The organism is Ponticaulis koreensis DSM 19734, from assembly GCF_000420665.1.
GTDB classification, from domain to species: Bacteria; Pseudomonadota; Alphaproteobacteria; order Caulobacterales; family Hyphomonadaceae; genus Ponticaulis; species Ponticaulis koreensis.
Genome location: NZ_ATVJ01000002.1, coordinates 428,825 through 447,444, shown reverse-complemented (window position 1 = coordinate 447,444; position 18,620 = coordinate 428,825). Strand labels below are relative to the sequence as shown.

General features: G+C 54.8%; 17 protein-coding genes. 7 read left to right on the top strand and 10 right to left on the bottom strand.

The annotated features are described in order from the left end of the window. Positions 1–52: 52 nt before the first annotated feature. Positions 53–1,012, bottom strand: coding sequence for a D-alanyl-D-alanine carboxypeptidase family protein (locus tag G523_RS0113940; protein WP_022695678.1), 960 nt, complete (start codon positions 1,010–1,012; stop codon positions 53–55). Between the two features lie 213 nt (positions 1,013–1,225). Between G523_RS0113940 and G523_RS19415 the strand changes: the two genes are divergently transcribed. The 5 genes from G523_RS19415 to G523_RS19405 all read left to right on the top strand — a co-directional run bounded on the left by G523_RS19415 (position 1,226) and on the right by G523_RS19405 (position 6,424). Continuing rightward, positions 1,226–1,666 carry a phasin family protein gene (locus G523_RS19415; protein ID WP_022695677.1) on the top strand — a complete coding sequence of 147 codons (441 nt, stop codon included), beginning with the start codon at positions 1,226–1,228 and terminating at the stop codon, positions 1,664–1,666. A 110-nt stretch (positions 1,667–1,776) separates the two neighbouring features. After that, positions 1,777–2,184, top strand: coding sequence for a DUF1499 domain-containing protein (locus G523_RS19410; RefSeq protein WP_022695676.1), 408 nt, complete (start codon positions 1,777–1,779; stop codon positions 2,182–2,184). 112 nt (positions 2,185–2,296) lie between these two features. Further along, the gene (clpS, locus tag G523_RS0113925) at positions 2,297–2,632 is read left to right on the top strand and encodes an ATP-dependent Clp protease adapter ClpS (RefSeq protein ID WP_027441766.1); all 336 of its coding nucleotides are present in this window, start codon (positions 2,297–2,299) and stop codon (positions 2,630–2,632) included. A 9-nt stretch (positions 2,633–2,641) separates the two neighbouring features. Further along, positions 2,642–5,002 (top strand): ATP-dependent Clp protease ATP-binding subunit ClpA, encoded by a 2,361-nt coding sequence (gene clpA / locus G523_RS0113920; protein WP_022695674.1) that lies wholly within the window; start codon positions 2,642–2,644, stop codon positions 5,000–5,002. Positions 5,003–5,167: 165 nt separating this feature from the next. After that, on the top strand, positions 5,168–6,424 hold the full coding sequence (locus G523_RS19405) for a S41 family peptidase (protein ID WP_155802769.1): 1,257 nt from the start codon (positions 5,168–5,170) through the stop codon (positions 6,422–6,424). A 249-nt stretch (positions 6,425–6,673) separates the two neighbouring features. Here G523_RS19405 and G523_RS0113910 read toward each other — a convergent pair whose 3' ends face one another. The 5 genes from G523_RS0113910 to G523_RS19395 are packed head-to-tail and all read right to left on the bottom strand — an operon-like array spanning position 6,674 to position 10,824. Beyond that, positions 6,674–7,111, bottom strand: coding sequence for an HIT family protein (locus tag G523_RS0113910; RefSeq protein ID WP_022695672.1), 438 nt, complete (start codon positions 7,109–7,111; stop codon positions 6,674–6,676). Continuing rightward, the gene (locus tag G523_RS0113905; protein ID WP_022695671.1) at positions 7,108–8,280 is read right to left on the bottom strand and encodes a GNAT family N-acetyltransferase; all 1,173 of its coding nucleotides are present in this window, start codon (positions 8,278–8,280) and stop codon (positions 7,108–7,110) included. The genes G523_RS0113910 and G523_RS0113905 overlap by 4 nt, the downstream gene beginning before the upstream one ends. Positions 8,281–8,289: 9 nt before the next feature. After that, a complete protein-coding gene (locus G523_RS20435; protein WP_022695670.1) occupies positions 8,290–9,015 on the bottom strand; it encodes a glycerophosphodiester phosphodiesterase family protein in 726 nt (241 codons plus the stop codon). Continuing rightward, complete coding sequence (locus G523_RS0113895) at positions 9,015–9,470, bottom strand: RidA family protein (protein ID WP_022695669.1); 456 nt, start codon at positions 9,468–9,470, stop codon at positions 9,015–9,017. Before G523_RS0113895 ends, G523_RS20435 begins: the two co-directional genes overlap by 1 nt. A gap of 1 nt (position 9,471) precedes the next feature. Further along, positions 9,472–10,824 (bottom strand): DNA polymerase IV, encoded by a 1,353-nt coding sequence (locus G523_RS19395; RefSeq protein WP_155802766.1) that lies wholly within the window; start codon positions 10,822–10,824, stop codon positions 9,472–9,474. Positions 10,825–10,948: 124 nt separating this feature from the next. On the opposite strand from G523_RS19395, the gene G523_RS0113885 reads away from it, so the two are divergent. Next, positions 10,949–11,341, top strand: a complete 393-nt coding sequence (locus G523_RS0113885) for a response regulator (RefSeq protein ID WP_022695667.1) — start codon at positions 10,949–10,951, stop codon at positions 11,339–11,341. After that, a complete protein-coding gene (locus tag G523_RS0113880; RefSeq protein ID WP_022695666.1) occupies positions 11,338–12,702 on the top strand; it encodes a PleD family two-component system response regulator in 1,365 nt (454 codons plus the stop codon). The genes G523_RS0113885 and G523_RS0113880 overlap by 4 nt, the downstream gene beginning before the upstream one ends. An 83-nt stretch (positions 12,703–12,785) precedes the next feature. Here the strand turns inward: G523_RS0113880 and rpmG are convergent, their stop codons facing one another. The 4 genes from rpmG to topA form a co-directional block, all read right to left on the bottom strand. Further along, a complete protein-coding gene (gene rpmG, locus G523_RS0113875) occupies positions 12,786–12,953 on the bottom strand; it encodes a 50S ribosomal protein L33 (RefSeq protein WP_022695665.1) in 168 nt (55 codons plus the stop codon). A gap of 74 nt (positions 12,954–13,027) precedes the next feature. Beyond that, on the bottom strand, positions 13,028–13,765 hold the full coding sequence (locus tag G523_RS0113870; protein ID WP_022695664.1) for an NUDIX hydrolase: 738 nt from the start codon (positions 13,763–13,765) through the stop codon (positions 13,028–13,030). Beyond that, positions 13,762–16,023 carry a ribonuclease R gene (gene rnr / locus G523_RS0113865; protein WP_022695663.1) on the bottom strand — a complete coding sequence of 754 codons (2,262 nt, stop codon included), beginning with the start codon at positions 16,021–16,023 and terminating at the stop codon, positions 13,762–13,764. Before rnr ends, G523_RS0113870 begins: the two co-directional genes overlap by 4 nt. Beyond that, positions 16,020–18,581: a type I DNA topoisomerase gene (gene topA, locus G523_RS0113860; protein ID WP_022695662.1), complete on the bottom strand. Its 2,562-nt coding sequence runs from the start codon at positions 18,579–18,581 to the stop codon at positions 16,020–16,022. Before topA ends, rnr begins: the two co-directional genes overlap by 4 nt. Positions 18,582–18,620 lie beyond the last annotated feature (39 nt).

Here is an 18,620-nt window from a genome sequence, read left to right as displayed (position 1 = left end):
AAAAGCCGGAGCTGAGCCCGGCTTTTTATGTGTGACCAATTGTGATGCGTTGTTATTCGCCGCCTGCGGAGCCTTGTTCCAGCTGGAGTGTGTTGGCGAGCGCTGTCACTGTGTTTTCGCTGTCAGGGAATTGGATCGCCTGAAACGCAATGCGTGTACGCAGGTCCGGCTCTGCCGGTCCCGTCATATCAATCGCAGTGAAGGCCGCTTCGAGCAGTTCTGTGACGTGCGTGTTGCGCGCGCGGGATGTTGCGCCGCCCAGCATCACCGCAATAACGCGATTTCCGTCACGTTGCGCTGTTGCCATCAGGTTGTAGCCAGATGCGCGGGTATAGCCGGTTTTGATGCCGTCAACGCCCGGCACAACGCCAAGCAGGCGGTTGTGATTGCGATAGGTTGTCGAGCGGTAGCGGAATTCCTGTGTCGCGAAATATGCGTAATGGTTTGGGTGATCTTCCATCATGCTCTGCGCCAGAATGGCCAGATCGCGTGCTGTAGAAATCTGGCGCGTATCAGGCAGCCCGTGTGCGTTATAGAAGCGCGTGTTCTGCATGCCCAGCGCGCGCGCCTGAACAGTCATCAGCGCCGCGAAGCGTGATTCAGACCCGCCGAGGCGCTCTGCTACAACGACAGCAACATCATTGGCGGACTTTGTGACCAACGCGAGGATTGCATCCTGCACAGAGATTGTATCGCCCGGTGCGAGGCCAAGGCGGGATGGCGGCGCCTGTGAAGCGCGTCGTGACACCGGAAGCTGCTCATCTAGTGTCAGTTCGCCATTATCGAGCGCATTGAACACCATGTAGAGCGTCATGACTTTCGTCAGCGAGGCAGGGTAACGCGGAGAGTCAGCAAAGCGGTCGTGCAATACCTGGCCTGAGCCCATATCGATCACGATACTGGCATAGCGGTCATCAGCATGAGACTGCAGAGGCATCACGCAGGCGGCTGCGATCAATGCGATAAATGCTGCAAAACTCCGGTAAACTACGCTCGGAAGTGTTGGGGCCATGGTCAAGCTAGCTCCTTCTAAGACAGCTGGAGTGTGCGTGAGGTGACTTTCTTATTCGTTAATGCTGTGTCCACTTTCGTTGGGAAATTCACAGAATTCCATTGTGGAACATTAACCATACTCAGTCATTAATTGTGCAGCGCACAAAAAATGTTGCAATTGCTCACTAGTTGAGTTATATGTTGAACACCCCAGAGGCGAAGGACAATACCAATGGCTACATCTGCTAAGAAAACTGTCGAAACTGCATTCGAAACATTCTCAACGACTGCAAATGAGACAATGAAGAAGTCATATGAGCGCTCAATGGAAATGATGGGCGAAGTTGGCGAGCTCCAGAAAAAGAACATGGAAGCGTTTGCCGAATCTTCCCGCATCACAACCAAGGGCCTCGAAGAGCTGGGCACACGCGCAGCATCTTACTCACGCGACGCGTTCGAGAAGGGTGTTGAAGCGGCTCGTTCAATGGGCGGTGCTCAATCCGTTCAGGAAGCAATGGAAATGCAGGCATCTTTCACGAAATCTGCTTTCGAAGCTTACCTTGAAGAAATGAATGCGATGACCGGCATGTTTGCGTCACTCGTTCGCGAAGCATCTGCTCCGCTGAACACGCAAGCTGGCGAGTTCGTCTCCATGATGCAAAAGTCTGCGTAAGTTTCGAATTCCGAAGCATACCAACTCCAAAACACTTAAAAGGCTGGCCATGTGCCAGCCTTTTTCATTTTGGAATTTGTTTCTACGCCGACTTTGACTATCTTCACAGAATGTCAGGCACAGAATCTCTCAAAACCATCCAGCGATCGCCAAAGCCGAATTCAGCGTTTTTTGCCTCTGAAGGCGTAGAAACTCAGGCTGAAGTGGATGAACGTCTGCCACAATTTGATATGTCGGCTGATGACCTTTTGAGCTGTGCTGTCGAAGTTTTTGGAGCGCAAAAGAACACTCGCACGACAAATCGTGATGAGAGCGTGAAGCAGGCAAGTTTCGTTTGCACGACGCCATTGCTGCGTTTCAAAGATGACGTCGATCTGGAGGTCGTCTCAATGGGAGAAGGCCGTGCTGGCATCATTCTTTTTTCACGTTCGCGCGTGGGCTATTCCGATCTCGGCACGAACCGCAAGAGACTTGCGCACTGGGTCGAACAACTCAATCACAATGTCAAAAAGGCTTGAACCGCAATTAAATTGCCTTCAGGCTTTCGATACAGAAAACAGATATTATCTTATAAGCATGACCGACACGAATTTCAGACATTCGCGCCTTCTCTCAGACATGACCATCCGTATGAGCGAAGGTGAGGGCGACAAGTCCAACGGTGATGATCCCAATATTGGGATTGCGACACGTACTAAGGCAAAGACGAAACGTCCTTCAATGTATCGTGTCTTGTTGTTGAATGACGACTACACACCGATGGAGTTCGTCATCTACGTATTGGAGCGCTATTTTAATAAGTCGCGAGAACAGGCGACGCAAATTATGCTCCATGTTCATAATCACGGGGTCGGGGTGTGCGGCGTCTTCACATACGAAGTCGCAGAAACGAAAGTCGCACAAGTGCTGGATCTCGCGCGGCGGAATGAACACCCGCTGCAGTGTACAATGGAAAAGGAAGACTAGAGGCCCATTATGCCATCACTGACCCCAAGCCTCGAACACGCTCTTGAAAAAGCCCTCGCGCTGGCTGCCGAACGGCGCCACGAGTACGCGACGCTTGAGCATTTGCTTCTGGCACTCACAGATGATGAGGACGCAGTTGAAGTGATGTCGGCCTGCAAAGTCGATCTCGAAAAGCTTCAGGACGACCTCTCCGATTATATTGATGACGAGCTGTCTAATCTCTCAGTTGACGAGCTTGATGATCAGGTCCGCCCGACAGCCGCTTTCCAGCGTGTTGTCCAGCGCGCGATCCTGCACGTTGAAAGTTCTGGCCGTGATGAAGTGACAGGCGCAAATGTGCTCGTCTCTATCTTCTCCGAGCGTGAGAGCCATGCCGCTTACTTCCTGCAAGAGCAGGATATGACGCGCTATGATGCAGTAAACTTCATCTCTCACGGCGTTGCGAAAAAGCCTGGTATGTCCAAGCCACGTCCGTCCAAGCCAGCGGGTGAGCGCGAGGAAGAGCCGCAAAAGCCGGCTAACGAGGCGCTGGATGCTTACTGTGTGAACCTCAATGAGAAGGCTCGCGAAGGTAAGATTGATCCGCTGATCGGCCGCCAGCTTGAAGTGGAACGCTCTATTCAGGTGCTTTGCCGCCGCCGTAAGAATAACCCGCTTCTGGTGGGTGACCCAGGCGTTGGTAAAACTGCGATTGCCGAAGGCCTTGCGAAACGCATCGTCGATGGCGAAGCGCCAGAAATCCTCAAAGAGTCTGTCATCTACTCACTTGATATGGGTGCGCTGCTCGCTGGTACGCGTTACCGCGGTGACTTTGAGGAACGCCTTAAAGCGGTTATGAAAGAGCTTGAGGGCCTTGAAAAGGCTGTACTCTTTATCGACGAAATTCACACTGTGATCGGCGCTGGTGCAACATCCGGCGGTGCTATGGACGCGTCCAACCTTCTGAAGCCTGCGCTTCAGTCCGGTGGCCTGCGTTGCATGGGCTCAACCACATTCAAAGAGTACCGTCAGCACTTTGAGAAAGACCGCGCGCTTGCTCGCCGCTTCCAGAAAATTGACGTTGTGGAGCCAACGGTTCCTGATGCGATCAAAATTCTCAAGGGTCTGCGCCCACACTTTGAAGAGTTCCACGGCCTGAAATATTCAGATGATGCGATCAAAACAGCTGTTGAGCTGGCTGCGCGCTACATCACAGACCGTAAGCTCCCAGACAAGGCGATCGACGTGATCGACGAAGCCGGTGCCAGCCAGTGGCTACTGCCGGAAGAGGAGCGCAAGAAAGTCATCGATGTTGAAACCATCGAAGCTGTTGTTGCGAAGATGGCGCGTATTCCGTCTAAGCAAGTTACCAAGTCTGATGCCGAAGCGCTTAAAGGTCTTGAGAATGATCTGAAGCGTGTTGTTTTCGGTCAGGAAACTGCGATCACGGCGCTCTCGTCTGCGATCAAACTGTCGCGTGCGGGTCTTCGTGAGCCGAACAAGCCGATTGGTTGTTACCTCTTCTCCGGCCCTACGGGTGTCGGTAAGACAGAAGTTGCCAAGCAGCTTGCATCTCTTATGGGCGTTGAGCTGCTCCGTTTTGACATGTCCGAGTATATGGAACGCCACACGGTGTCCCGTCTCATCGGCGCGCCTCCAGGTTATGTCGGCTATGATCAGGGCGGCCTTCTGACAGATGGCGTTGATCAGCATCCACACTGCGTGCTGCTGCTCGACGAGATCGAGAAAGCACACCCGGAACTGTTCAACATCCTGCTGCAGGTTATGGATAACGGCACGCTGACCGATTCTAACGGTAAGAAGATCGACTTCCGCAATGTCATTCTGATCATGACGACCAATGCGGGCGCATCCGAATCCGCCAAGAACTCAATCGGTTTTGGCCGTGGCAAGAAAGAAGGCGAAGACGAAGAAGCAATCAAAAAGCTCTTCACGCCGGAATTCCGCAACCGTCTGGATGCGACGATTCCGTTCGCCGGTCTGTCCCAACCGATCATCGAGCGTGTGGTCGAGAAGTTCGTGCTTCAGCTTGAAGCTCAACTGTCTGATCGTAACGTGACAATCGAAATGACAGATGCCGCGAAGTCATGGCTCGGCAATAAAGGCTTCGATCCTGATTATGGTGCGCGTCCATTGTCGCGTGTCATTCAGGAACACCTCAAAAAGCCTATGGCCGAGGAGCTGCTCTTTGGTGATCTGAAGTATGGCGGCGCTGTGAAGGTCGACCTGAAACAGGACGGCGATGAAGGCAAAGGTGAGCTGACGTTTGAATTTTTCCCGGCCCCGAAGCCAGAGCCGCAGGAAGAAGTGAGCCAGTCAGAGGATGATGGCGATGCGCCTGATTCTGATGAAAAGGCCCCTGTGAACTAGGCCTGCACGTAAAAGCAAACTTTTAAAAACCCGGCGAGAGATCGTCGGGTTTTCTGCATCTGGCGCGCCGTTAATCAATGGTTAGCGATATGTTAATCTTGAATCGCCAATTTTCACCGGTGAACAGCTCCTGAAACATAATCAGGGCATCTAAGGGAAAATGCGGTGAGTGGCCTGACATTAGTGTCTTCGAACAATATGACGGGGTGGGGGCAGTCTCAGGCTGACTACCAGTATCGTCATGCCGTTCAGACGGACGCTTATGAGCTGCTTGACCTCATCGAAAACCGGTTTGCTTATGCGGAGCGTTTCCCCAACGGGTTGACGCCGGTACGCGCCGAGTTGCAGCATCTGATCCCGTCTCTTCAGGGACGAAATGATCTGATTGCGTTTTGTCAGAGCGCCTTCCACGCGCTTTATGACCATCATTCCATCACATCGACGGGCCTGCTCGACGATTATGCGCTTGTGCCAAGTTTTGCCGATCTCTGGGTCGAGAAAACGGCCGGCGGCTATCAGATCATGGATGTCCGCCGTGGATCGCCGGCTATGCAGGTTGGGATTCGCCCGGGAGCGGTCATCACGTCGCTTGAAGGCAAGCCGGTCGATCAGGCCGTTGCTGACTTCATCGGACTTTATCCGTATGCGCTGAATGACGAACGTCGCAGCTATGCCGCGCGTGTTATGGCGGCGGGGCGTAAAGGTTGGCTGCGCCGAATTGGCCTCTATCATGACGGTCTTGAGTGGACGGTCGAGCTGCCAACGCTTTATCACGCGCGCCTTCGCCGGGATACGAACCTTCTCAGCGTGAGCAGCGTATCTCATCTCGGCCGCCGTTATGGTGTCATCCGTTTCAATGATAGTCTGGGCTATAACGAGACGGTTCAGGCCTTTGACTATGCTCTGAACACGCTGCCGAACGTGAACGGACTTGTGCTCGACCTGCGCGATACAGCGAGCGGCGGAACTGCGCTTGTTGCACGCGGCATTCTCTCCCGCTTTATCTCTGCTCAGACCATGTATCAGCGTCATGAGCTGCCGAGCGATCAACGCGATTTCGGGGTGAAGCGTAGCTGGTCAGAGGAAGTCGAGCCACGTAGTTGGACGTTCAACGCGGCTGTGGCTGTGCTGTCTGGTCGTTGGACGGCGAGCATGGGCGAGGGGCTGACAGTTGGCTTTGACGCTATTGGCGCAGCAACATTCGGCACGGATATGGCGCGCCTTCTGGGCGGCATCACCGATCACACGCTCAAAGAAACCGGCGTTAAGGTGAAGCTAACCACCGAGAAGCTGTTCCACGTGGACGGCACGCCGCGTGAATTCTTCCGTCCTCGTGGCTATTTCAATTTTGCAGACGCGCGTGATGAATGCGGTCGCGACGGCCCAATGGATGCCGCGCTCGATTATCTGAGCCAGCACTAGCATTTTCCAGAATCAAAAAGGCCACGCAGAGCGTGGCCTTCGTGAGACTAGGTGCCTCAAATACTTGTCAGAAGACGTGGTGTTTATCCACGTACCAGAGGCTGCTCCGATACGTTGATCTCACACTCAAGCATTTTCACCACCTGCAGGACCTCACTAGACATCGGATCACCTCCTTTCTGCTGTTAAAACCAGATCTCAAGGTAGGATGATTTGCGGAAAAAGCAAAATCCAAATGCAGAAAAATACCTATTCTATGCAGCTGCTGATTTTATCGGCAAGCGCGTTGAGTTCAGACATGTCTGCCTGTTGTCCGTGGCTGTGCCCTTTAAGGCTGTCCCCTTCATAGCGCGGGATGATGTGGAAGTGCAGATGGAAGACCGTCTGACCGGCTGGCGCGCCATTGAACTGAGTGACGACTATGCCGTCCGGCTCAAGCGCTTTTGAAACAGCTTTAGCCACCTTTTGAACGCGCTGCATGTAAGACCCGACCAGATCGCCTGGCATTTCAATGAGATTGCGGGCTTCGGCGCGCTTGGGGATGACCAGCGTATGGCCCTTGGACTGTGGGAAGATGTCCATAAAGGCGAGGGCGGTGTCGTCTTCGAAAACTTTGACGCACGGGATTTCTCCGCGCAGCATTTTCGCGAAGACATTGTCTGTGTCGTACTCACCGTGAAGGCTCATTGTGTCTCTTCCCCTTTGTTTTTGAACGGCTGCCGCGCGAGGAGGTATTCATTCTCGTCAGCGACGGCGTAGCGTTCCTGTTCCAGATATTGATCGACTGCGCGACGTAATCCTTCATGTCCAATCCAGTGGACAGAATGCGTCGTCACGGGGCCGTAGCCGCGTGCGAGTTTGTGTCCGCCCTGTGCGCCAGCTTCAACGCGTTTCAGTCCGCGTTCAATGGCAAAATCGATGGCCTGATAATAGCAGACCTCGAAATGCAGAAACGGGCGCTCTTCCAGACGTCCCCAGTAGCGACCGAATAGCGTCTCAGAGCCGATGAAGTTCAGCGCGCCCGCAATCGGCTTTCCGTCCTCGCAGGCGAAGATCAGGAGCGCATGCTCGCGAAGCCGGTCATGGATCAGGTCGAATGTCGCCCGGTTGATGTATGGAAAGCCCCATTTGCGGCTACCGGTATCCATGTAGAATTCGAAGAATGCATCCCAGTGATGCGGTTGGATCTCGTCACCGGTCAGCCACTCGAATGTCAGGCCTTGCTGAGCTTTCTTGCGCTCTTTGCGCAGGTTTTTGCGCTTGGCTGACGATAGCTCCGCCAGGAAAGCGTCAAAGTCCTCATAGCCACGGTTTTCGAAGTGGAATTGCTTATCCGTGCGCTGCAGCAGGCCGAGCTCTCCGAGATCGTCGTATAAATCCTGCTCGACGAAATTGATATGCAGTGACGAGAGGTCGTTGTTCTGCGCAAGCTGGATTGCGCCTGACAGAAGCGCGTGCTGAAGACCGCGCTTGTCGATCTCGCCATCGCGTACGAGAAGCCGCCGCCCCGTAACCGGTGTGAACGGTACAGCGCTCAACAGCTTAGGGTAGTAGTCACCGCCTGCACGCTCATAGGCGTCTGCCCAGGCATAGTCGAAGATATACTCGCCCTGAGAATGCGCTTTGGCATAAAGCGGCATCGCCGCCGTCAGCTCGCCGTCCACATTTTCGATGATGAGATGGAGCGGTGACCAGCCTGTCTCGCGGGTGGCAGCGCCGCAGCTTTCCAGTGCTTCGAGAAATTCCCAGCTGAGAAACGGATCGAAGGGTTCGCTCGATGGATTGGCGGCAGCATTCCATGCCGCCGGATCGACAGCTGACAGGGAGGAAACGGTTTTCAGCTGCAACTCGGACATGCACCTAATCTAGGAAGCGAAATGCGCTCTGACGAGGTCTGTCGGAAGATTTTCAAAGATCGGTGCCGCATTAAGTGACCGGCATCCTTCAAGGCTCGTTTCGTCGCGAACGGTCCAGCTTGCGAGTGGCAGATTGCTATCCCTGAAATGCGTGAGCTGGGAGACGTTGGGCCCGAGATAATCCGGTTGGATATCTTTTACGATTCCGAAAAAGCCCACGCGGCCTTCAGGCGTCTCAATGCGCCGGGGATCAGCCAGAAGGCCGAGCGTTATGTGTGATGTGATCTGTTTACAGATTCTGATCAGCGACGGGCTGAAGCTCATAATCGCCACAGGCCCTTGCGCTTCTGCCACGCTCATCAGGGTTGCGGCTGCGAGGCCAGGCAAATCAGTCGTCTCGTCTGCTTTGAGTTCAACCAGCAAAGGCTGATCGCCCATGGCGGAAAGCACGTCTGATAAAGTCGGAATTGTGTGGCCAGTGCCTGCCAGATGTAGCGCGTGAAGCTCGTCTGCGCTCGCGTCCGTTATTGCACCTTGTGTGTCGGTCATCCGCTCAAGCGTGAAGTCGTGAAAGACCATGGGTACGCCATCAGCCGACAGATGGACATCGCATTCGGCGCCGAACCCATGCTCTGACGCCCGTTTGAAAGCTTCCAGAGAATTTTCAGGCAGATCAGCCGACCAGAGCCCCCGATGGGCGTAGGCAAAGGCCGGCAGATCAAACGTAAGTGGCATTATGCGATTTCAAAAATGCCGTCGACTTCAACTGCGCAGCCAAGTGGCAGGGTCGGGCAGGCTACGGCCGAGCGTGCGTGACGCCCAGCATCGCCGAGCACGTCAACCATCAGGTCTGAGCAGCCATTGATGACTTGCGGAATTTCCACGAATGAGGACGCTGCATTCACGAAGCCACCAAGCTTCACAACGCGCTTGATGTTGGAGAGCTCACCTACGGCTGCTTTGCACTGTGCGAGCAGATTGATACCGCACAGGCGCGCAGCATACTGACCCGCTGCTGTGTCCATACCTTCACCCAGACGGCCCATGACCAGGCCGTTGACGCCCATGCTGACCTGACCTGACACGAAAAGCGTTTTGCCTGTGATGACGAACGGAACATAGTTTGCCACTGGCGCAGCAGGTGTCGGCAGCTGAATACCAAGCTCTACGAGTTTTTCTTCAGGGGTCATGTCAGGTGTCCTTATGTCTGGATGTCTGGTCCGAAGTCTTTTGTGTATCAGATTGTTTCCGGCTTTGCCTGTCCGCCTGTACACGAATGCCGCGTCCAGTGGAAATGGCGTTTGAGCCGAATTTTGTCTTTGCGATGTCGGCTGCCCGTTCTGCACGCGCGCGCTTCAATGCGCCGGGGTCAATCAGGTCGGCCATATCTGCGCCTGCCTGCTCCAGATCGGAAATGCCAATTCCGATAAGCCGGAAGCGGGCGCCATCAACTTCCTTGCCGAGAAGTGTCTGGCCCTGGCGGAACATAACCTGCGCAAGCTGGGTCGGTCGTGTGAGCGTCATGCGTCTTGTACGCGTTTTGAAATCACTCGTCTTCAGTTTCAGAGTCAGCACATTGCCTGCGACCCCGATTTCCTTTGAACGTAGTGCAACTTTCTCGCAGAGCCACCAGAGATGGTCGATCAGCAGTTCTTTGTCAGAGCAGTCTTCAAAGAAGGTCGTTTCGGCGGACACGGATTTGCGTTCCGACCGTGGGTCTACAGGGCGTTTATCGATACCGTTAGCGCGTTCGTGCAGCCAGAGACCGGTTTCCCCGAACAGGCCGATTAGCTGTTTCAGTTCGGCCATTTGCAGGCCGCCCAGCGTCTCGTATCCCTTCTGGCTGACCTGCCTTGCGAGGGCGGGGCCGACACCATGAATGAAGTCGACAGGGCGGGGCGCCAGGAATTCTCGCGCTTCGGCTTTTCCAATCATGGCAAAGCCGTTTGGCTTATCGAGATCGGACGCCGATTTGGCCAGAAACTTGTTGTAAGACAGACCGATGGAAACGGTGATGCCGACATCACGCTGGATGTTGTTCTGAAGTTCGCCCAGCATTTCGGCTGGCGCTTTGCCGTGAAGCTTTTCTGTGCCTGACAGGTCCAGATAAGCCTCATCAATCGAGACCTGCTGCACCAGCGGTGTCAGGGAATCCATGCTGGCACGGATCGCTCTGGAAGCGGTTTTGTATTTATCGAAATCCGGACGCACCACCACGGCATTCGGGCAGAGCTTCAGCGCCTTGAACATGGGCATGGCAGAGCGCACACCAAACAGGCGAGCCATATAGCAGCACGTTGCAACCACACCTCGCTTGCCACCGCCCACAATAACCGGTTTTCCTTGCAGATCGGGATTGTCGCGTTTCTCGATTGAGGCGAAAAATGCATCACAATCTATGTGTGCAATTGAGAGTTCTTTTATCTCTTTATGCGCAATGTAGTGGTCTGAACTGCAGTGAGGGCACAGGGAGCCCGAAGGCCGGATTTTCGAGCAATTCCGGCACAATCTGGGAGCTTGGGACGGCGTATGATGACGATCCATTGTCAGCATCTTAACAGAACGGTGCGAGCTTTCAGCAAGTGTTGTAAACAAGGATTAAGACTATCCGGGTTAAATGTCCCCTTGAAAGTTCATCGGGACGATTCTCAAGGAAGATGCTGGGCTAATGTCGGTCACTGAACGCAAAAAAGTTCTTGTCGTTGAGGACAATGAGCTGAACATGAAATTGTTCTGCGACCTGCTTGGTGCGTTCGGTTATGAGGCGGTTCAGAGCCGTGATGGCCTGAAAACCCTTGAAATTGCACGTGAACACAAACCCGCTCTCATCATCATGGATATCAACCTTCCGGAAGTGTCCGGCCTCGATCTGACACGTTGGATTAAGGATGATGACGATCTGGCTGATATTCCGGTCATGGCGGTTACCGCTTTCGCCATGCGATCCGATGAAGAACGCGTTCGCGAAGCTGGATGCGAGGCTTACATGTCCAAGCCAATCCAGATGATGCCATTTCTCAATCAGGTTCAGAAACTGACCGAAAGAGAGCCCGTTCAGTGAGCGCTCGGGTCCTCGTCGTCGACGATATCTCTGCGAACAGAAAACTGCTTCAGGCTAAATTGAGCCATGAATACTTCGAGGTGATCACCGCTTCGAATGGTCAGGAAGCCATTGATATGGCACGCGAACAGCGCCCTGACATTATCCTGCTCGACGTGATGATGCCTGTCATGGACGGCTTCGAGGCCTGCCAGATCCTGAAAACGGATCAGGATACCCAACACATTCCGGTTGTTATGGTCACCGCACTGGGCGACCGCGATCACCGCCTGAAAGGCCTGTTGGCTGGTGCGGATGACTTTCTGACTAAGCCGGTTGATGACTTTGCCTTGATGTCCCGCATCCGTGCGCTGACCAAGTTCAAACTCGTTATGGACGAGCTGCGGTCTCGAGAAGCTAATGGTCGCCGTATCGGCGTCATTGAAGGTGAAGAGCCTGGCGGGCCCATCGAGCCTGCACGCGTTCTGATCATCGATGATAATGAACGTCAGGCACGTCGTATCGCATTATCGCTCAAGCAAGAGCACCGCCCGATTCTCTGGTCTGAGGCGCGCAATCTTGCGGCTAAGGAAAAGGCGGGCATCGATCTGATTGTTTTGTCGCTGGCATCTGATTCTTTTGATCCGCTACGTCTGTGTGCGCATTTCAAATCTCAGCTTGCGACGCGTGATTTGCCGGTGTTGATTGTTGCCGACTTCGAAGAAGAGGCCAAAGCGCTGCGCGCGCTGGACCTTGGCGCAAGTGACATCATCATGCGCCCGATCGATACCGAAGAGCTGTCTGCACGTGTGCGGACGCAGGTGCGTAAGAAACGTTATCTTGATGCTGTGCGTCGTCGTCTCGATGAGAGCATGGAGCTGGCCATCACAGACCAGCTGACAGGCCTTTATAACCGTCGTCATATGAACAAGCAGCTGAATCAGTTTCTGCAGCGCGCAAATTCAGGCGGCGAGCCTGTGTCTGTCTTCATTGCGGACATCGATCACTTTAAAAGCGTCAATGACACTTATGGTCATGACGTTGGCGATGAGGTGCTTCGCGAGTTTGCGGAACGAATGCGTGAGAATGTGCGTCCCGCTGACATTCCCTGCCGACAAGGCGGGGAAGAGTTTGTTGTCATCATGCCGGACACGACGGGTGATATGGCGAGTGTTGTTGCTGAGCGCCTGCGCCGTCACGTGGCGTCACAGACATTCGCTGTCGAACGTGGCCGCAACCAACTCGATGTAACGGTCAGCCTTGGCGTCTCAACGTCTTACGGCAGCGATTGCACAATTGATGACCTGCTCAAGCGTGCGGACGAAGCGCTGTATGAAGCGAAGCAGTCCGGCCGAAATCAGGTGAAAAGCCGCGCCGCTTAGGTTCGCATTTTCTAAAAATCAGGCACAAAAAAAAGCCGGCGCACAAAGCAACCGGCTTTTGTTTTGTCCGTAGAAGACAGATCTTACTTGATCTTACCTTCTTTGAACTCGACGTGCTTACGTACGACGGGATCATACTTACGCATCACCATTTTTTCAGTGATGTTGCGAGGGTTTTTCTTTGTGACATAGAAGAAACCCGTGCCTGCAGTAGAGTTCAGGCGGATCTTGATTGTAGCTGGCTTCGCCATGAGAGCAGACCTCAGTTAGAATTCGAAGGGCGCATAAACACCGTGTTGCCCCGGTAAGTCAAGAGGGGTTTTTCCTATATACGCTCAACAATGTGACCTTTTGCAGAATACCGCAAAAAGAGTGGGTCATGCAGCGTCTTCGGAGCCTCTAATCGGGCTTTGACCTCGTCTATCATCATCTGAGTGACGGCGGGAAGGTCGATATCGCCTGTATCTTCCAGATCAATCCAGCGTACATCCACAAGTTCTGCGCCGGATGCTGCCGGTCGCTCGTCAATCAGAGCTGTTTCAGCGTCCGCCATGAAGAATCGCGCATCGAATCGGCGTGGCCTGTAAGGCGGGGTGATAGCGCGACCGACGAATTCGAGATTCGTCATGCAGGGTAGCGCGCCTTCTGCGAGGAATGGACGCCAGTTTTTTGGGGCGCGCGCTTCGTCGTTGAGGGACTTGCCGATGATCAGGCCGGTTTCTTCGAAGGTTTCACGAATCGCAGTCAGACCGAAAGCTCGCGGCTTACGGCGTGCTTTGAACTGAAGCTTGGCTTCCACAGGCGACAGCAATTCGGAGATTGCCGGCGCGCGGCTGTCTTCGGGATCAACCCGTCCACCGGGAAATACAAATTTGTCCGGCATGAAGGCGTGTTTGTTGGAACGCTTGCCCACCAGCACGCGTGGCTTCGGGCCGTCGCGGCGGATCAGTATGAGAGTTGCTGCGTCTTTGGGGCGTGCAGATGGCTTAGAGCGATCTACAACGTCTCCATCCTCCATTTTATCAAAGACGCCGGTTCCGTATTCTTTTTCTTGTGTGGTCATCTTCTGCGTTTGCCTTTGAAGCCTCCTTTGCGGGGGCCGCCTTTCCCGGGTCGTTTATGTTGTAGCACACGTTTGTGGCGATGTTTCGAAGGTGGCTTTTCACCTTTGCGTTTTGGACGAGGCTCAGACAGCATTTCCAGCACAAGACTAGCCGCGACAGAGTTCGCTTCTTTCAGCTTTACGCGTACTGGCTGGCCAAGCTCGTAACGACGAGCTGAGTGTTCTGCGACGAGCGCAGAGGCGCCATCATCAAAGAACCAGTACTCGTCACCGAGAGAGGCCGCGGGCACAAATCCGTCAGCCGCAGTTTCATCGAGGCGGACGAATAGACCGAACTTCGCCACACCGGTGATACGGCCTTCGAACTCCGCACCGACGCGATCCTGCAGGAAGGCTGTCAGATAGCGGTCTGACGCGTCACGCTCGGCGGCCATGCTGGCACGTTCGCGGTCAACCAGATGGCCCGCAATCTCTTCCAGGCGCACACGCTGCTGGTCATCAAGGCCATCAGGACCAAGCCCATAAGCGCGGATGAGAGCGCGGTGTACGATCAGGTCTGAGTAGCGGCGGATCGGTGACGTGAAATGCGCATATTTCGTCAGGTTCAGCCCGAAGTGTCCGAGATTGTCGGGCGAATAGATCGCCTGGCTCTGGCTGCGCAGAACGATTTCGGAAATCTCGTGATGACGGTCGGTTTCGCGCGCGATCGCGAGAAGACGGTTGAAGCGGGCAGGGGTGACCTTCTCGCCCATGGACCAGTTGAGATCGAGTGTTTCGAGGAAGGTCGAAAGACCGTGAATTTTCTCATCAGATGGTTCTTCGTGAACGCGATAGATGAGTTCGTGTCGCTTGGTTTCCAGAGCTTCTGCCGCGCAGACATTGGCCTGAATCATCATCTCTTCAATGAGCATGTGCGCATCAAAGCGATCTCTCACCCGCACGCCGAGGACTTCGCCGTCTGGCGACAGTTCGATCTTGCGTTCCGGAATATCGAGATCGAGCGGAGAGCGTTCAGAGCGTTTATTCTTCAGCGCGGCATAGGCGGCCCACAGAGGCTTCAGAACCGTCTCGAGAAGCGGTGCCGCGCGGTCTGATGGCTCACCATCAATCGCCGCCTGAGCTTCCTCATAGGACAGGCCTGCAGCCGAGCGCATCATACCGCGAATAATGCGATGTCGAAGTTTGGTCCCTTCAGCGGAGAATACCATCTCAAACGCAAGACAGCAGCGCAGCTCTCCTTCTTTCAGCGAGCATTCGCCGGCCGACAGTGCTTTCGGGAGCATGCTAGCAACGCGGTCTGGAAAATAGGTCGAGTTGGCACGCCGATAGGCTTCTTTGTCCAGAATACCGTTGAACGGCACGTAGGCAGAGACGTCGGCAATCGCGACGATAATTTTCCAGCCATCCTTATTTTTCGGGTCGTCATCAGCTTGCGCAAAGACGGCGTCGTCATGGTCGCGCGCATCCGCAGGGTCGATGGTGATGAGTGGGATTTGCGTCAGGTCTTCGCGCGGGCATTCTGCAGGCTGGGCAGCCTCAGCGGCGGCTATAACATCCGGATCGAATGTGTCCGGAATGTCGTAAGACGCCATAGCGATGAGGCTGGCCGCCTTCGGATTGTCCGCGTTTCCGAGGATTTCGACGATCTTGCCGCGCTTCGGACCATGGCCGTGGTTGCGGGAAGGCTTAGGCTCCACGCGCACGAGGTCGCCATGGCGTGCATCCATCTGGTCGCCCGGAAAGATGAGGAATGAGCGTTTGTCCTTGCGGGATGTGCTTTCAACCTGACCGCCGCCATGCGCCATTTGCTCGAAGACGCCGATCATAGTGTCAGAGCGCGTTTCGAACTTTTTGATCATGCGCGCGCGCCAGAGCCCGTCGCGGCCTTCTTCAATATCGCAAAGCGCACGATCTCGCATGCCCGGGTCCGGATCACGGCGTTTGCCGCGATGGCCTGCGTAGATGATCTCGGGGCCGAACAGTCCATCCTGGCCGACCGCTTTGCCGATCAGGTCGCCATGCTCGTCAATGCGAAGGAATTCGACAATGCCGGTCGGAGGCGGCACATCCGAGCGCGCGAATGCGCGACGGCCCACGCGTGAGATTACGCCTTCGGCCTCCAGCTCCTGAAGAATCTTCCGGAGCTCGCGCCGCGCTTCTCCGTTTACACGCAGACCCCTCGCAATATCTCGTTTGTTGGTTTCGCCCGGATTGGCGGCAAGATAGTCGAGTACGGTCTGTCGTGTAATTTCGGTCATTCAGATTTGGCTTTTGTCGTTTTCTTGGCCGGGGCTTTCTTCTTCGCCGGGGCCTTTTTCTTCTTAGGAGGTGATTTGGCCTTCGCGGCGATAAGTTCAACCGCCTGTTCCAGTGTCACCTCTTCAGGCTTGGAATCCTTTGGCAGTGTCGCATTGGTCTTACCATGCTTCACATAAGGACCATAGCGTCCTTCGAGAACCTGAATCGGATCACCGTCTTTCGGGTGGGCGCCGAGGTCTTTCAGAACTTTTGGCGCATTGCCACGACGTCCCGGATTAGCAAGCTTATCCGCAATCACGGAGACTGCGCGGTTCAGGCCGATTTCGAACACTTCATCAACGCTAGGCAGGTTCGCATAGGTTTTGAGGTGCTGCACATAAGGGCCGTAACGACCAATATTTGCGAGGATCGGTTCGCCGTCTTCCGGGTGTTTGCCAACTTCGCGGGGCAGAGACAGAAGCATGAGCGCTTTTTCGAGGTTTAGTTCCTCTGCGTTCCAGCCTTTCGGAATACTGCCGCGTTTCGGCTTTTCACCGTCCTCTGGTTCAAGCTCCACATACGGGCCGAAACGACCTGATTTGAGGCTGACATCGCGACCTGTTTCAGGGTCCTGTCCGAGCACATTGCCGTCCGGGTTGATCGGGTTCTGTGACTCTTCGGCATCAACCGAGAAGGCACGTGTGAACTTGCACTCTGGATAGTTTGAGCAGCCTACAAACGCGCCATGACGGCCAAGCTTCAGCGACAGAAGGCCATCTCCGCAGTTCGGGCATGCGCGCGGGTTCGCGCCTTCCTCAGCGCCCTCTGCAGGACGGAAGACGTAAGGGCCGAGCACTTCATTCAGCGCATCGAGCACTTCACTGACACGCAGATCGGAAATCGAGCCAATCGCAGCCTGGAAGTCCTTCCAGAAATTCTGGAGGAAGTCTTTCCATTTGAGCTGACCGTCTGAGACCAGGTCGAGCTTTTCTTCCAGATCCGCTGTAAAGTCGTACTCGACATAGCGGTGGAAGAAGCTTTCAAGGAAGCCCGTTACAAGGCGACCTTTATCTTCCGGAATGAAGCGCTTCTTGTCGAGGCGGACATACTCGCGTTCCTGTAGAACGGAGAGGATAGACGCGTAAGTCGACGGGCGACCAATGCTCAGTTCTTCCAGACGCTTGACCAGTGACGCTTCAGAGAAACGTGGTGGCGGCTCGGTGAAGTGCTGTGAAGATTTTGCCTCAAGCAGTTCAGGCGTATCGCCCTGAGTGAGCTTTGGCAGGCGGCTATTGTCCTCATCATCGCCTGGTTCGTCACGGCCTTCCTGATAAAGCGTCAGGAAGCCGTCAAACATGAGAACGGAGCCGGTCGCGCGAAGACCCGCAGTTTTATCAGCAGATGTGATGTCGACCGTCGTACGCTCAAAGCGTGCTGCTTCCATCTGGGAAGCAACTGCGCGGCGCCAGATCAGGCCGTAGAGCTTGCCAAGATCAGCATCGCCGCGGAACTCGTCCGGATGCAGGCGGAAGTCAGTCGGACGGATCGCTTCGTGTGCTTCCTGAGCGTTCTTGGCTTTGGAAGAATAACGACGTGCTTTCTCAGGCAGATACTTGCCGCCATAGCTGGAGCGGATGACTTCACGGGAGCCCTGATAAGCTTCCTCGGCCATTTGCACACCATCGGTACGCATATAGGTGATCTTGCCGTCCTCGTAGAGCTTCTGCGCGGCTTGCATGGTGCGTTTGGCGGAGAAGCCGAGGCGACGCGATGCGTCCTGCTGAAGTGTCGAGGTGATAAAAGGTGGTGGCGGATTACGTTTGACCGGCTTGGCTTCCACCGCATCAACGGTGAAACCGTTACGACGTACAGCTTCCAGAGCCGCGTCAGCATCGGCTTTGTTCGCGAGGCTGAATTTTTTGAGCTTCTCGCCATTCAGTTCAACGAGGCGCGCCTCAAAGGAAGACCCGTCAGAGGCTTTCAGGTCCGCCATGACCTGCCAGTATTCCTCCGGCTTGAACATTTCGATTTCGCGTTCACGTTCGCAGATCAGACGCAGCGCAACGGATTGTACGCGGCCAGCGGATCGGGAACCCGGAAGCTTGCGCCACAGGACCGGCGACAGAGAAAAGCCTACGAGATAATCGAGGGCACGTCGCGCGAGATAGGCATCGACCAGCTCCTGATCGATATCACGCGGGTTCTTCATCGCCTCGGTGACGGCAGACTTTGTGATCGCGTTGAATACGACGCGGCTTACGCCAACATCTTTGAGGACGCGGCGGTTCTTCAGCGCTTCGAGCAAGTGCCAGGAGATGGCTTCACCTTCACGATCGGGGTCGGTCGCGAGAATGAGTTGCTCAGAGCCTTTTACGGCGTCTGCGATTTCACGAATACGCTTGGTGGACTTCGCATCAGCTTCCCAGCTCATCGCAAAGTCCTCATCCGGACGAACGGATCCGTCCTTGGATGGGAGATCGCGGATGTGGCCATAGCTGGCCAGAACCTTGAAGTCTTTTCCCAGATACTTGTTGATGGTTTTCGCCTTTGCAGGCGATTCAACGACAACGACTTTCATTTATGTAATCCAAATATCCCGTCGCGACGGAAGTTGTAA